The sequence below is a fragment of the Kitasatospora sp. CB01950 genome (genome assembly GCF_001905465.1).
GTDB lineage: Bacteria > Actinomycetota > Actinomycetes > Streptomycetales > Streptomycetaceae > Kitasatospora.
Genome location: NZ_LISX01000001.1, coordinates 1 through 13,297, shown reverse-complemented (window position 1 = coordinate 13,297; position 13,297 = coordinate 1). Strand labels below are relative to the sequence as shown.

Genomic DNA, 13,297 nt, shown 5'->3' with positions numbered 1-13,297 from the left:
CGCCGCGGGCCCGGACGGATTCGTCCGGGCCCGCGGTGCGCGTCCGCTGTCTGCGGACCCCGACTACTTGCGGATCTCGACGGTGCGGAACCGGTTGGCGACGAACGCGGCGTCGCAGTAGGCCGAGTTGGCGGCCGGGTTGGCGCCGGTGCCGTGCAGGTCGGAGAAGGCCGCGGTCTGGTTGACGTACACGCCGCCGGTGAGGTTGAGCGACAGCGAGACGCCGGCGTCCAGGCAGGCGTCGATCAGCGCGGTCTCGACCTCGGGGTCGGTGGTGTACGCGCCGGCCGTCATCGCGCCGTGCTCGACCGTGGTGCGGTGCAGCAGCTCGACGGCGGCGGCGGTGGACTCGACGGCGACCGCGAAGGCGATCGGGCCGAAGCACTCGGTGAGGAAGCGCGCGAGGTCGTCCGGCTTGCCCGCGTCGGCCTTCACCAGGGCGGGCGTGCGGATGGTCGCGCCGGGGAACTCCGGCGAGGCCACCACCCGCGGGGCGAGGGCGAGTTCGCCGAGCTCGCCGCCGGCCGCGGCGGCGCTGCGCTGCAGCACGCCGGGGTTGACCACGGCGCCGAGGATGGTCGCGGCGCGGGCGTCGTCGCCGAGCAGGCCGTCGACGGCGGCGGCGAGGTCGGTCACCACCTGCTCGTAGGAGCGCTCGCCGTCCTCGGTGCGGATGCCGGTGCGCGGGATCAGCAGGTTCTGCGGGGTGGTGCACATCTGGCCGCTGTACAGGCTGAGCGAGAACGCCAGGTTGTTCAGCATGCCGCGGTAGTCGTCGGTGGAGTCGACCACGACGGTGTTCACGCCGGCCTTCTCGGTGTACACCTGCGCCTGGCGGGCGTTGTCCTCCAGCCAGTCGCCGAAGCCGGTGGAGCCGGTGTAGTCGATCAGCTTCACCTCGGGGCGCACCGCCAGCACCTGGGCGATCGCGGAGCCCTCGCGCTCGGCGGCCAGGCAGACCAGGTTCGGGTCGAAGCCGGCCTCGGCGAGCACCTCGCGGGCGATCCGCACGGTCAGCGCCAGCGGCAGCACGGCCCGCGGGTGCGGCTTGACCAGCACGCCGTTGCCGGTGGCCAGCGAGGCGAACAGGCCCGGGTAGCCGTTCCAGGTCGGGAAGGTGTTGCAGCCGATCAGCAGCGCGGTGCCGCGCGGGACGGCGGTGAACTCCTTGGTCATCACCAGCGGGTCGCGCTTGCCCTGCGGCTTGGTCCACTGCGCGGAGCGCGGCAGCCGGGTCTGCTCGGCGTACGCGTACGCCACCGCCTCGACGCCGCGGTCCTGGGCGTGCGGGCCGCCGGCCTGGAAGGCCATGCCGTAGGCCTGGCCGGTGGTGTGCATCACGGCCTGCGCGAACTCGTGCGAGCGGGCGTTGATCCGGGCCAGGATCTCCAGACAGACCGCGGCGCGGGCGGCCGGGCCGGCCTTCGCCCACGCGGGGCGGGCGGCCTCCAGCGCGGCCAGCAGCGCGTCCGGCTCGGCGTGCGGGTAGCCGATGCCCAGCTCGATGCCGTACGGGGAGGCCTCGCCGGTCACCGGCTCGCCGCCGTCGGGGTGGCCGGGCAGCTCGAACTCGCGGCCCAGCAGGGCGTCGAAGGCGGCCTTGCCGTCGGCGGCGGCGCTCTCGCCGTACGCCTTGGGGAACTCCGGGTACGGCGACCAGTAGTCGCGTGACCCGGCCGCGGCGACGGCGTGGTCGAGGGTGTCCTGGTGGCGGGCGATCAGTTCGTCGACCGGCTGGGGGGTCGCGGCGGCCATGGTGCGCTCCTCACGGGGGCGGGGCGGGACACAGCTCAGGGTAACCGAACGATCGGTCGGTGCAAGGGTTCTTCAAACCCCCGGTCCTCGTCGGTTGCGGAGACTTCTGTGCGGGCGCCGCTCGGGGTGCGGGCGGTCGGCGATCCCGGTGGGCTGCGCCTGCCTGTTCGACGGATTTCCGGCGGTGCCGCTCACGCCGAACCGGCCGGGCGCGAGCGGCGGTTCGGCGGTTTACGGGATGCCGAGCTGGAAGATGACGTAGCCCGCGTACCAGCCGGAGGAGAGGGCGGCGACGCCGAGGACGGTGGCGAGGTTGCGGAGGCGGACGCGGGCGAGGGCGACCGCGAGGGGGATCAGCAGCGGGAAGATCGGGAGGACGAAGCGGGACAGCGTGCCGAACATCTGCTGGCTGCCGAGCACCATCACCAGCGTGCCCAGGGTGTAGACGGCGAGCACCAGCGGTGGGCGCTTGGACATCAGGGACACCAGCAGGATCGGCAGGGAGAACAGCACCACGACCGCGATCAGGTCCTCGGTCGGGTACGCGAACAGGTAGTTGGTCTCGCCGCGCAGTACGTTGGTGGCCGCCCGCAGGGTGTAGCGGCCCCAGTCGAAGAAGTGCAGCCAGCCGCCGCGCTGCAGGGTGATGTAGCCGTCCAGGTGCCCCATCCGGTAGCCGACCCAGGCCAGGTAGCCCAGGCAGCCGATCGGGGGCAGCACGATCGCGGTGAGCGGTCCGACCACTCCGTCGCGGCGTTTCCACAGGGCGACGGCGGCGGCCAGCGCCACGCCGGCGATCAGCGGCACCGAACTCGGCCGGGCCAGGCCGGCCATGAAGGCCACCACGGCGGCGCTCAGCCAGTTGCGGTCGATGACGAAGAAGCAGGCCCAGGCGGCCAGCGCGACGAACACCGACTCCGAGTAGACCGCCCACTCCACGCCGGAGCCCGGGAACGCCGCCCACAGGCCGGCCGCGATCACGCCCGCCCGGTGGCCGTACAGCCGGGACACCACGGCGAAGATGCCGGCCGCGGCGACGAACGAGGCGACGATCGACACCAGCATGCCCGCGCCGTACAGGCCGAGGCCGGTGTTCGTCACCAGGCGGATCAGCCCCGGATACATCGGGAAGAACGCGGCGGAATTCTGCTTGATGGTGAAGAAACCCTGCTCCGGAATGAGCTGCGGGTCGTAGCCGAGCTGCGCGACCTTCTCGTACCAGAGGCCGTCCCAGGTGCCGAGCACATCCCAGGGGTGGACGCCGCCGCCGAAACGCGGGTCGGTGGTCCGGTAGTGGCCGCTGGTTTCCAGCAGCCACATGAAAGCGGCGAATCCGGCGAGTTTCACCGCGCCGTACAGGGCGAGCGCGGGGCCGAAACGGTGCGCGGCGGCGCGGAATCCGGAAGCCGTCGCGGAGCCGGGCTCGCGGTCGTCGGCGGTTTCCTCCGCCGGTTCCTCCGCCGGTTCCTCCGCCGGTTCGTCCGCCTCGACCGGGAGGTCGGCCTCGGTGGTGGTCGCGCTCTCGGTCGCGCTCTCGGCGGAGGTCGGTGGACGACCCGCCATCCCTTGCCGGACGACACCCACGGGCCGCCTCCATCCTGTGCCATTTCGGGCCGCCGGGGGCGGCGGTGCGGACAGTGTAAGGCTGCGTCAGGGCTGGCCAAAGGCCTTGCGGGGCGGGTGGGTCGGCCTCCGCGCGGCGCCGCCCGGGCCACCGGTGGAACCACTCCTGGTAGCGGCCGTACCAGCGGCGATCGGGCCGGTCGGCGGTACTGCCGGAGCAATGCGGGGAATTCCCGGGCGGAACCCGGCACGTATTGGCAAATGCGGCCGGACGTGACTCGCTATTCCTGATTTTTGCGCCGATTTCGGGCGGCCGGAACTCCCGGGCCGGGCGTTTCGACGGCGGGCCGGGAACCGTACCCCGGCTGACGGGGCGGAGCGGACGGGGCGATACTCGTTGCCATGGCCGAAAACCTCACGCGCGCCTCCTACACGGTCGAGTCGCTGCTCGCCGTCACGGTGCGGGTCTTCAACGAGCGCGGTTACGACGGCACCTCGATGGAGGACCTGTCCCGGGCCGCGGGGATCTCCAAGTCCTCGATCTACCACCACGTGCGCGGCAAGGAGGAGCTGCTGCGGCTGGCGGTCGGACGGGCGCTGGACGCGCTGTTCGCGATCCTGGAGGAGCCGGCGGCCGTCCGGGGCCGGCCGGTGGACCGGCTGGAGCACGTGGTGCGGCGGACCGCCGAGGTGCTGTTGGCCGAACTGCCGTACGTGACACTGCTGCTGAGGGTCCGCGGGAACACCGTGACCGAGCAGTGGGCGCTGGAGCGGCGCCGCGACTTCGACCACCGGGTCGCCGAACTGGTCCAACAGGCCGTCGACGCGGGCGAGTTGCGGGCGGACGTGGAACCGCGGCTGGCGACCCGGCTGCTGTTCGGCATGATCAACTCGGTGGTGGAGTGGTACCGCCCCGGCCAGCGCGGCGTGGAGGACCTGCCCGAGGCCGTGGTCCGGCTGGCCTTCGGCGGTCTGCGGGCCCGGTGAGCGCAGTCGATCCGGAGGAACCCGGGGCGCTGCGCGACCTGCTCACCTCGTGGGCTGCGCACCGGGACGAGCCGGTCGCCGTCGGCCGGGCTCAGGGGGCGTCCGAGGGGATGTGGTCGGTCTCCTCGAAGACCAGCATGGTGCGGGTGCCGAGCACCTGCGGGATCGACTGGATGCTGCCGAGCACCAGCTCGCGCAGCTCCCGGTTGTCGGCGGTGTGCACCAGCATCAGCACGTCGTAGTCGCCGCCGACCAGCGCGATGTGCGCGACCCCGGGCAGCTGCAGCAGCTGCTCGCGCACGGTGCGCCAGGAGTTCTGGACGATCCGCAGCGTCACGTACGCGGAGGCGGTCTGCCCGGCCCGCTCGTGGTCGATCCGGGCGGTGAAGCCGCGAATCACCCCGTCCTCGACCATCCTGGAGATCCGGGCGTAGGCGTTCGCCCGGGACACGTGCACCCGCTCGGCGACCGAGCGGATCGAGGCGCGACCGTCCTGCCGCAGCAGCCGCAGGATCGACCGGTCGACACGGTCGAGTCTGGACACCTGTTCAGCCGACATGGCCCCCCACCCCTCGCGATTGGACGTGCTGGCCCCAGCAGACCGCCCTTTCGGCCGACTGTCCACCGTCTTGGCGTGGATATGGTCAAGATGAACAGACGACCGAACAATCGGTAGGGAGCCCCCACCACCCCGGAGGTGCCCCACATGACCGTTCTGGACCACAGGGACCAGGCCGACCCCGACCTGGTGCCCGGCTGGCTGCCCGGCGCCACCGCGCCCCGCACCGACCCCGCCCCGCTGCTGCCGGACGCCGAACCGCTGCGTGTCCTGGGGACCCCCGCCGCGGACAAGGCCGACCCCGGCCTGCTGCGCGAGCTGTACCGCCGGCTGGTCGCCGGCCGCCGCTACAACCAGCAGGCCACCACCCTCACCAAGCAGGGCCGGCTCGCCGTCTATCCGGCGTCCACCGGCCAGGAGGCGTGCCAGATAGCCGCCGCCCTGGCGCTGCGCGAGGACGACTGGCTGTTCCCCTCCTACCGCGACACCCTCGCCGTGGTCGCCCGCGGCGTCGACCCGCTGCAGGCGCTGACCCTGCTGCGCGGCAACGCCCACACCGGCTACGACCCGCGCGCCACCCGCACCGCCCCGCTCTGCACCCCGCTGGCCACCCAGGTCCCGCACGCCGTCGGCCTCGCCCACGCCGCCCGGCTGGCCGGGGACGACACCGTCGCGCTGGCCCTGCTCGGCGACGGCGGCACCAGCGAGGGCGACTTCCACGAAGGCCTGAACTTCGCCGCCGTGCTGCACGCCCCCGTGGTCTTCCTGGTGCAGAACAACGGCTACGCGATCTCCGTCCCGCTTACCCGGCAGTCCGCCGCGCCGACCCTGGCTCACAAGGCGGTCGGCTACGGCATGCCCGGCCGGCTGGTCGACGGCAACGACGCCGCGGCCGTCCACCAGGTACTCACCGAGGCCGTCGAACGCGCCCGGAACGGCGGCGGCCCCACCCTGGTCGAGGCGCTCACCTACCGCGTCGAGGCGCACACCAACGCCGACGACGCGACCCGCTACCGGCAGGCCGACGAGGTCGCCGCCTGGCAGGCCCACGACCCGATCCGGCTGCTGGCGGACGCGCTGCGCGAACGCGACCTGCTGGACGACCAGTTGGTCGCCGAGGCCGCCGAGGAGGCGGAGGCACTGGCCGCCCGGATGCGCGCCGAGTTCCACGCCGACCCCGACCTCGACCCGATGTCGCTGTTCGCGCACGTCTACGCCGAACCCACCCAGCAGCTGCGCGAACAGGCCGCGCAGCTGGCCGCCGAGCTGGCCGCGGAGGCCGAGGTGCACACTCGATGACCACCGTCACCCGTGAACAGCACGGCCTGCGCACCGGCACCATGGCGCAGGCTCTGAACACCGCCCTGCGCGACGCGATGCGCGCCGACGCGTCCGTGCACGTGCTCGGCGAGGACGTCGGCGCCCTCGGCGGCGTCTTCCGGATCACCGACGGCCTGACCGCCGAATTCGGCGCCGACCGCTGCCTGGACACCCCGCTCGCCGAGGCCGGAATCCTCGGCACCGCCGTCGGCATGGCCATGTACGGGCTGCGCCCCGTCGTCGAGATGCAGTTCGACGCCTTCGCCTACCCGGCGCTGGAGCAGCTGTTCTCGCACGTCGCCAAGATGCGCAACCGCACCGCCGGCAAGCTCCCGCTGCCGATCACCGTCCGCGTCCCGTACGGCGGCGGCATCGGCGGCGTCGAGCACCACAGCGACGCCTCCGAGGCGTACTACGCGCACACCCCCGGCCTGCACGTGGTCACCCCCGCCACCGTCGCCGACGCGTACGGGCTGCTGCGGGAGTCGATCGCCTCGGACGACCCGGTGGTGTTCCTGGAGCCCAAGCGCCTGTACTGGGGCAAGTCCGAGTGGGACCCGGCGGCGGGCGTCGAACCGATCGGGAAGGCGGTGCTGCGCCGGCCCGGGACCTCCGCGGTGCTGATCAGCTACGGGCCGTCGCTGCCGGTCTGCCTGGAGGCCGCCGAGGCCGCGAAGGCCGAGGGCTGGGACCTGGCCGTACTGGACCTGCGCTCGCTGGTGCCGTTCGACGAGGCCACCGCCTGCGAGGTGGTGCGCTCGCTCGGCCGGGCCGTGGTCGTGCACGAGGCCACCGGCTTCGGCGGGGCCGGCGCGGAGATCGCCGCCCGGCTGACCGAGAAGTGCTTCCACCACCTGGCCGCGCCGGTGCTGCGGGTCACCGGGTTCGACATCCCGTACCCGCCGCCGATGCTGGAGCACCACCACCTGCCCGGGGTGGACCGGATCCTGGACGCGGTCGCCCGGCTGCAGTGGGAGGAGTGATGGCGATGCCGGTGGTCCGCGAGTTCACGCTGCCCGACCTCGGTGAGGGACTCACCGGGGCCGAGGTGGTGCGCTGGATGGTCGAGGTCGGCGAGGTGATCGCCGTGGACCAGCCGGTGGTGGAGGTGGAGACCGCCAAGGCGGTGGTCGAGGTGCCCTGCCCGTACGGCGGCGTGGTCACCGCGCGGTTCGGCGAGGTCGGGCAGGAGGTGCCGGTCGGCGCGCCGCTGGTCACCGTGGCCGTCGCGCCCGGGCAGGTGTCCGAGGACGTCGCGCCCGAGCCCGAGGTGGAACGGCCGCTGGTCGGCTACGGCGTGGCCGAGACCCGCCGGGCCGGCCGCCGCCGGGTCGTGCCGGGCGGCGCCGCGGCGCCTGCCTTTCCGGTCGCTCCCGTGGTGGCACCGCCCGCGCCGTCCGCCCCGGCGGTGTCGTCCGCCCCGGCGGTGCTGGCGGTGATCTCGCCGCTGGTGCGCCGGATCGCCCGCGAGCACGGGCTCGACCTGGCGCGGGTGGCCGGCAGCGGTCCCGAGGGGCTGATCACCCGGCGGGACGTCGAGCGGGCGATCGAACGGGCAGGGGCCGTCGAGCCGGCAGCGGTCGAGCCGGCAGCGGTCGGGGCGGCGGAGGTTCCGCGTGGAACCGACGACGAGCTGGTCCCGCTGCGCGGACTGCGCCGCACCGTCGCGGAGAAGCTCACCCGCAGCCACCGGGAGATCCCGGCGGCAACCTGCTGGGTGGACGCCGATGCGACCGAACTGATGGCACTGCGCGCCCAGTTGAACCAGGTGCCGGGCCCGAAGGTGAGCGTGCTGGCGCTGCTGGCGCGGATCTGCCTGGCCGGCCTGGAGCGCTTCCCCGAGCTCAACTCCAGCGTCGAGGGCGACGCCGTCCGCCGGCACCGCGCCGTCCACCTGGGCTTCGCGGCGCAGGGGCAGCGCGGGCTGCTGGTGCCGGTGGTGCGGGACGCCCAACTGCTGGGCACCGAACGGCTGTCGGTGGAGCTGGCCCGGCTGACCGAGGCGGCCCGGGCCGGGTCGCTGGGCCCGGCCGAGCTGACCGGCGGGACGTTCACGCTGAACAACTACGGCGTGTTCGGGGTGGACGGCTCCACGCCGATCCTCAACCACCCGGAGGCGGCGATGCTCGGGGTGGGCCGGATCACCCCGAAACCGTGGGTGCACGAAGGGCAGTTGGCGGTCCGTCAGGTCACCCAGCTGTCGTTCACCTTCGACCACCGGGTCTGCGACGGAGGCACCGCGGGCGGGTTCCTGCGGTTCGTCGCGGACTGCGTGGAGCGCCCGGGGATGCTGCTGCGGGGGCTGTGAGCCCGGTTCGGGTGCGGAGCGCCCGGTGCGCGCCGCACCCGGGCGGGGAAGGGTAGCGGTCCGAGGGTCCGGTTGTCCGGATTTTGCCGGAATTGCCTGATCTGCTGTGCGGCCGGTGGCACTGTGCTGACGGCGTCAGCAGATCGGTCGACCGGAAGCAGAACGATTCCCTTGGCTACTCGTCAGCTCGCACTCGACACCAGGCCGCTCACCCCCGTGCCGGCCGTCCCGGCGAAGCCCACCCGGCCGCCGACGGTGCCCGCGCCGCCGGCCCCCGCGCCGCCCTCGCCCGCCGCGGTCGAGTCGCTGTTCCGGCCGACCCGGACGCCCAACTGGGTCGGCCCGGGCGACCGTTGGTCCCGGGCGTGGGGAATGCCCGGCCCGGGGCCCGCCCCGGTGCAGCCGGTCGGCGCGGTGCGGCCGGTCGCGCCCGTGGAGCCGCCGGACGCGGCGGAGCTGGCGTCGATCCGGGCGGTGCTGGCGGCCGTGCAGCCGGTCGCGGACCGGACGATGGCGCAGTTCCACGCGCTGATGTTCCTGCGCCACCCGGAGCTGCGGGCGGTGTTCCCGGCCGCCATGGACGAGCAGCGCCAACTGCTGTTCCGGGCCCTGCAGGAGTGCGTCCGGCACGGCGACGACCCGGCCGCGCTGCGCGCCCACCTGGTGCCGCTGGGCCGCCGCCACCACACCTACGGCGCGCTGCCCGGGTACTACGCCTCGGCCGAGGAGTGCCTGGTGCAGGCGCTGGCCCGGTACGGCGGCGACGCCTGGGACGAACGGGCCGAGGCGGCCTGGCGGCGGCTGCTGGCGCTGGTGTCGCGGCTGCTGGTCGAGGGCCTGGAGGAGACGCGGGCCACCCCCGCGTGGTGGCAGGCCGAGGTGGTCGGGCACCGGCAGGCCGCCGACGACGTCGCGGTGCTGACGCTCCGCCCCGACCAGGCGTACCCGTACCGGGCCGGGCAGTACGCGGCGGTGGAGACGCCCTGGTGGCCGCGGGTCTGGCGGCCCTACTCGTTCGGGTCGGCGCCGCGTGCGGACGGGCTGCTGACGCTGCACGTCAAGGCCGTTCCGGCGGGCTGGGTGAGCAACGCCCTGGTGCACCGGGCGCGGCCGGGCGACGTGCTGCGGCTGGGCCCGGCGGAGGGCGGCATGACGGTGAACCACAGCTCGGGGGAGAACCTGCTCTGCCTGGGCGGCGGCACCGGCATCGGGCCGATCGCCGCCCTGGTCGAGGAGGTCGCCGCGCACGGGCCGGGCGGCCGCCGGGTCGAGGTGTTCTACGGCGCGCGCCGGGCCGCCGGGCTGTACCGGCTCCCCGAACTGCGCGAACTGGCCGTCCGGCACCCCTGGTTGACCGTCCGGGCGGTGCTCTCCGAGGGCGGCGGCGCGGACGGGACGCCGGCCGGCGAGCTCCCCGACGTGGTCGCCCGGTACGCCCCGTGGCACGGCTACGCGGCGTACCTGAGCGGCCCGGAGGCGATGGTCCGCGCCGGAGCGGCCGCGCTGCGCCGCTGCGGGATGCCGGCCGACGCCGTCCGGCACGACCTGGCGGGGGACTAGCTCAGGTCTTCGGCGAGCAGGGCCCGGATGCCTTCGATGTTGGCGGCGAGGTAGGCGCGGAGGCTGGGCGGGACCACGTTGACCGAGGTCACGCCCTCGCGGGTGAACGGCACCCGGACGATCGCGTACTCGCCGTTCGGCTGCTCCACCTCGGGGCCGTGGCGGCGGGACGGGTCGAAGTCGGTGAGCCGGCAGACGAAGAAGTGCTGCACCTTCACGCCGTGCGGGTGGGCGGGCGTCCCGTCCTCGTGGTGGGAGTGCGCGACGGTGTCGACGAAGGCGGGCACCACGTCGGTGATCTTCGCGCCGAGTTCCTCGTCCACCTCGCGGTGCAGGGCGTCGATCACGCTGGCGTCGGAGGACTCGACGCCGCCGCCGGGGGTGATCCAGTACGGGTGCGGGGAGCCGGGGCGGACCCGGCGGATCAGCACCAGCGAGGCGGGGGCGTGCGGGGCGGCCGGATCGAACTCCAGCAGGATCGCGCGGGCGGTGCGCTTGACGACAGGACGGACCGGGCCCGACATGGCTCCCACCTCCGGTGGCGCGTGCGTTGTGCGGGAGAGTCTCCCGCGTGCCGGTGGGTACGAAACCCGCACGCGGGAACGGATCGGAGGAGTCCGTTCCGCCGACCTCCCCCCTCGTCACCATCATGCGCCGCCCCGGTGGGGCGGTTCGTTCACCATTTGAAAAAGCACACCTTGTCCACATCGCCGTCAAACCAGGACGATGAGGTCGAACAGGGAATCCGGGGACAAAGAACCGACAGCCATCCGATAGATGCCCGACCCCACCGCTCGACCCTCGGCGTGCCGGGCGGGCAGAACGAGAGGTACTGGCGCATGCACAGCACGGTCCGAGCCCATATGGCGATGCACCTCGTGGTGTCGAGCGAGCTCTCCTTCCGAATCGCGGTCGACCTGGACTACGACGGCGGCGACCCGTTCGCCGTCCGGCTCACGTTCCATCTGCCCGGCGACGAACCGGTCACCTGGGTCTTCGCGCGCGAACTGCTGGTCGACGGGATCGGCCGGGCCAGCGGCGAGGGCGACGTGCACATCCACCCCGTCGGCGAGGACCTCTCCCAGGTCGACCTGGTGCTGCGCTCCCCCGACGGCGACGCCCGGATGCGGGCCGCAGCCCCGCCACTCCTCGCCTTCCTCGCCCGTACCGACCTGGTGGTGCCGATGGGCCAGGAGACCGCCGCCGGCGACCTCGCCCAGGAGCTGGCCGGCATCCTGTCCGCCACCGGTCGCGAGAGCTGACACCGCACTGCCGGTAGCGCGACCGGCCGTCCGACAGCCGCAGGGAGCTGTCCGACGGCCGGTCGGTCGCCGCCTGCACCTGGCCTCAGTCGTCGTCGCCGAAGGCCAGGTGCAGGCCCCAGGAGACCAGGCTGATGATCAGCGAGCCGAGCAGGGCCGCCCAGAAGCCCTCCACGTGGAAGTCCAGGTTCAGCCGGTCCGACGCCCAGGACGTCAGCCAGAGCATCAGGGCGTTGATCACGAAGGTGACCAGGCCCAGCGTGAGGATGAACAGCGGCAGCGAGAACAGCTTCACCAGCGGCTTGACGGAGAAGTTCACCACACCGAAGACGAGTGCCACCGCGAGCACGGTGACCGTCTTGTGCTGCCAGTCGCCGCCCGCCAGCGTGATCCCATTGACGATCCAGGCGGCGATCCAGATCGCCACCGCGTTGATGAGCGTTTTGATCACGAAATTCTTCATGCTGCGGATGGTGGCAGGCCCGCGCGTCGTGCGGAAGCTCCCCCGAACAACCGTGATGCGGAGTGTTGTTGAATGGGCCCGGACCGGGAGAGGAGCCGTGCCCCGATGAAGCTGTTCCGGCTGGACGAACTCGACGCCGAACGCGCCGCCGGCGACGGCGCGTACCTGCGCTTCCTGAAGCAGCCGACGATGTCCGCCGGCCTGTACGCGCTCTCCCCCGGCGACACCGACCCGCAGACCCCGCACGCCCAGGACGAGATCTACCTGGTGGTCAGCGGCCGGGCCGAGCTGACCGTCGGCCGGGAGACCGCGACCGTCGCGCGCGGCAGCGTGGTGTTCGTCCCCGCCGGGACGGAGCACCGCTTCCACCACATCACCGAGGAACTGCGGGTACTGGTGGTGTTCTCCCCGCCGGAGGACTGACCGTGCCGCGCACCGCACTTGAGCATTCGAACGAGGAGCAGCCAGTGACACTCACCGACGAACTGTGGGCGGCCGTCGAGCCGATCTACGGCCGCATCCTCGACCACCCGTTCCTGGCCGGCCTGACCGACGGCACCCTGCCGCGCACCGCGTTCCGCCACTTCGTCGTCCAGGACTCGCACTACCTGCGCGACTACGCCCGGGCGCTCGCGGTGTGCGCCGCCAAGGCCCCCGGCGAGGACGAGGTGCTGGCCTTCTGCAACGACGCGGTCGGCGCGATCGCCGCCGAACAGGAGATGCACGCCGACTTCCTGCACGCCTTCGGCGAGGACGGCGCGGCCGCGGCCGCCGAACCCGTGCTCCCCACCACCCGCGCCTACACCAGCTACCTGCTGGCCACCGTCTACGGCGGCTCCTTCGCGGAGGCGCTCGGCGCGGTGCTGCCCTGCTACTGGATCTACGCCCGGGTCGGCGAGGAACTGCTGCGCCGCTCCTCCCCCGACCCGCTGTACGCCAAGTGGATCGCCGCGTACGGCGGCGAGGAGTTCCAGGCCGTGGTGCGCCGCGTCCTGGAACTCACCGACCGCATCGGCGAGGACCTCTCGGCGGGCGAACGGCGGCGCGTGATCGAGCACTTCACCACCACCTCGCGGTACGAGTGGATGTTCTGGGACGCCGCCTGGCAGGGCGAGACCTGGCCGGTCTGACCTTGACCCTGAGGGTTCTCCCGGGCCGGGGCTCAGGGATGGATCTCCGGGTTCTCTCCGGGCCGGGAAACCTCGATTCACCCGTCCGGGCGACCTACGATCGAAGTGTCGAGATCGAGGGAGCGGGAACGCAGCCGGAACCACCGGCACCGAGCCCGAGGGGAGAAGGTACGGACATGGCTGAGTTCTGGAAGTCGCTGCCCTCGTGGGTGCGCAACATCGTCGTCCCGATCGTCCTGCTGGTGATCGCCTGGAAGATCTTCTGGACCATTGTCGGCGCGGTGCTGGGAGCGATCGGCTTCGCGGTCAACGTCCTGGTGCTGGTCGGCATCGCGGCCGCAGTGGTGATCCTGATCAAGAAGGCCGCCAAGAACTAGGCTCTGTCTCGTA

The 13,297-nt window shown here is 73.0% G+C and carries 14 protein-coding genes; 9 read left to right on the top strand and 5 right to left on the bottom strand.

The features are described from left to right. Positions 1-63: 63 nt before the first annotated feature. Both paaN and AMK19_RS00070 read right to left on the bottom strand, forming a co-directional pair. A complete protein-coding gene (gene paaN, locus AMK19_RS00075) occupies positions 64-1,755 on the bottom strand; it encodes a phenylacetic acid degradation protein PaaN (RefSeq protein WP_073807049.1) in 1,692 nt (563 codons plus the stop codon). A 231-nt stretch (positions 1,756-1,986) separates the two neighbouring features. Then, entirely contained in the window at positions 1,987-3,339 is a 1,353-nt protein-coding gene (locus tag AMK19_RS00070; protein ID WP_198953144.1) for a hypothetical protein, read from the bottom strand. 381 nt (positions 3,340-3,720) lie between these two features. Here AMK19_RS00070 and AMK19_RS00065 point away from each other — a divergent pair, with 381 nt between their 5' ends. Continuing rightward, positions 3,721-4,305 (top strand): TetR/AcrR family transcriptional regulator, encoded by a 585-nt coding sequence (locus AMK19_RS00065; protein ID WP_073807046.1) that lies wholly within the window; start codon positions 3,721-3,723, stop codon positions 4,303-4,305. Positions 4,306-4,396: 91 nt separating this feature from the next. Here the strand turns inward: AMK19_RS00065 and AMK19_RS00060 are convergent, their stop codons facing one another. Beyond that, positions 4,397-4,864, bottom strand: coding sequence for an Lrp/AsnC family transcriptional regulator (locus AMK19_RS00060; protein WP_073807045.1), 468 nt, complete (start codon positions 4,862-4,864; stop codon positions 4,397-4,399). A 147-nt stretch (positions 4,865-5,011) separates the two neighbouring features. On the opposite strand from AMK19_RS00060, the gene pdhA reads away from it, so the two are divergent. The 4 genes from pdhA to AMK19_RS00035 all read left to right on the top strand — a co-directional run bounded on the left by pdhA (position 5,012) and on the right by AMK19_RS00035 (position 10,052). Next, positions 5,012-6,163 (top strand): pyruvate dehydrogenase (acetyl-transferring) E1 component subunit alpha, encoded by a 1,152-nt coding sequence (pdhA, locus tag AMK19_RS00055; protein ID WP_073807043.1) that lies wholly within the window; start codon positions 5,012-5,014, stop codon positions 6,161-6,163. Continuing rightward, on the top strand, positions 6,160-7,167 hold the full coding sequence (locus AMK19_RS00050) for an alpha-ketoacid dehydrogenase subunit beta (protein WP_073807042.1): 1,008 nt from the start codon (positions 6,160-6,162) through the stop codon (positions 7,165-7,167). Before pdhA ends, AMK19_RS00050 begins: the two co-directional genes overlap by 4 nt. A gap of 5 nt (positions 7,168-7,172) precedes the next feature. Further along, entirely contained in the window at positions 7,173-8,492 is a 1,320-nt protein-coding gene (locus tag AMK19_RS00045; RefSeq protein ID WP_073808217.1) for a dihydrolipoamide acetyltransferase family protein, read from the top strand. Between the two features lie 171 nt (positions 8,493-8,663). Beyond that, on the top strand, positions 8,664-10,052 hold the full coding sequence (locus tag AMK19_RS00035; RefSeq protein WP_241844173.1) for a globin domain-containing protein: 1,389 nt from the start codon (positions 8,664-8,666) through the stop codon (positions 10,050-10,052). Here the strand turns inward: AMK19_RS00035 and AMK19_RS00030 are convergent. Further along, complete coding sequence (locus tag AMK19_RS00030) at positions 10,049-10,576, bottom strand: NUDIX domain-containing protein (protein WP_073807037.1); 528 nt, start codon at positions 10,574-10,576, stop codon at positions 10,049-10,051. The two genes, AMK19_RS00035 and AMK19_RS00030, sit on opposite strands and share 4 nt — an antisense overlap. A gap of 315 nt (positions 10,577-10,891) precedes the next feature. Between AMK19_RS00030 and AMK19_RS00025 the strand changes: the two genes are divergently transcribed. Next, on the top strand, positions 10,892-11,314 hold the full coding sequence (locus AMK19_RS00025; RefSeq protein ID WP_073807035.1) for an SsgA family sporulation/cell division regulator: 423 nt from the start codon (positions 10,892-10,894) through the stop codon (positions 11,312-11,314). Positions 11,315-11,399: 85 nt separating this feature from the next. Here AMK19_RS00025 and AMK19_RS00020 read toward each other — a convergent pair whose 3' ends face one another. Continuing rightward, on the bottom strand, positions 11,400-11,777 hold the full coding sequence (locus AMK19_RS00020) for a phage holin family protein (RefSeq protein ID WP_073807033.1): 378 nt from the start codon (positions 11,775-11,777) through the stop codon (positions 11,400-11,402). Positions 11,778-11,882: 105 nt separating this feature from the next. On the opposite strand from AMK19_RS00020, the gene AMK19_RS00015 reads away from it, so the two are divergent. The 3 genes from AMK19_RS00015 to AMK19_RS00005 all read left to right on the top strand — a co-directional run bounded on the left by AMK19_RS00015 (position 11,883) and on the right by AMK19_RS00005 (position 13,284). Beyond that, positions 11,883-12,200 carry a cupin domain-containing protein gene (locus tag AMK19_RS00015; RefSeq protein WP_073807032.1) on the top strand — a complete coding sequence of 106 codons (318 nt, stop codon included), beginning with the start codon at positions 11,883-11,885 and terminating at the stop codon, positions 12,198-12,200. Positions 12,201-12,244: 44 nt separating this feature from the next. After that, positions 12,245-12,907 carry a thiaminase II gene (gene tenA / locus AMK19_RS00010; RefSeq protein WP_083646398.1) on the top strand — a complete coding sequence of 221 codons (663 nt, stop codon included), beginning with the start codon at positions 12,245-12,247 and terminating at the stop codon, positions 12,905-12,907. A 176-nt stretch (positions 12,908-13,083) separates the two neighbouring features. Beyond that, a complete protein-coding gene (locus tag AMK19_RS00005; RefSeq protein WP_073807029.1) occupies positions 13,084-13,284 on the top strand; it encodes a hypothetical protein in 201 nt (66 codons plus the stop codon). Positions 13,285-13,297: the final 13 nt, after the last annotated feature.

Excerpts from the sequence above, each read along its gene's own strand:
- paaN (WP_073807049.1), bottom strand. The coding sequence starts at position 1,755 with ATGGCCGCCGCGACCCCCCAGCCGGTCGACGAACTGATCGCCCGCCAC.
- AMK19_RS00065 (WP_073807046.1), top strand. The coding sequence starts at position 3,721 with ATGGCCGAAAACCTCACGCGCGCCTCCTACACGGTCGAGTCGCTGCTC.
- AMK19_RS00060 (WP_073807045.1), bottom strand. The coding sequence starts at position 4,864 with ATGTCGGCTGAACAGGTGTCCAGACTCGACCGTGTCGACCGGTCGATC.
- pdhA (WP_073807043.1), top strand. The coding sequence starts at position 5,012 with ATGACCGTTCTGGACCACAGGGACCAGGCCGACCCCGACCTGGTGCCC.
- AMK19_RS00050 (WP_073807042.1), top strand. The coding sequence starts at position 6,160 with ATGACCACCGTCACCCGTGAACAGCACGGCCTGCGCACCGGCACCATG.
- AMK19_RS00045 (WP_073808217.1), top strand. The coding sequence starts at position 7,173 with ATGCCGGTGGTCCGCGAGTTCACGCTGCCCGACCTCGGTGAGGGACTC.
- AMK19_RS00030 (WP_073807037.1), bottom strand. The coding sequence starts at position 10,576 with ATGTCGGGCCCGGTCCGTCCTGTCGTCAAGCGCACCGCCCGCGCGATC.
- AMK19_RS00025 (WP_073807035.1), top strand. The coding sequence starts at position 10,892 with ATGCACAGCACGGTCCGAGCCCATATGGCGATGCACCTCGTGGTGTCG.
- AMK19_RS00020 (WP_073807033.1), bottom strand. The coding sequence starts at position 11,777 with ATGAAGAATTTCGTGATCAAAACGCTCATCAACGCGGTGGCGATCTGG.
- AMK19_RS00015 (WP_073807032.1), top strand. The coding sequence starts at position 11,883 with ATGAAGCTGTTCCGGCTGGACGAACTCGACGCCGAACGCGCCGCCGGC.
- AMK19_RS00005 (WP_073807029.1), top strand. The coding sequence starts at position 13,084 with ATGGCTGAGTTCTGGAAGTCGCTGCCCTCGTGGGTGCGCAACATCGTC.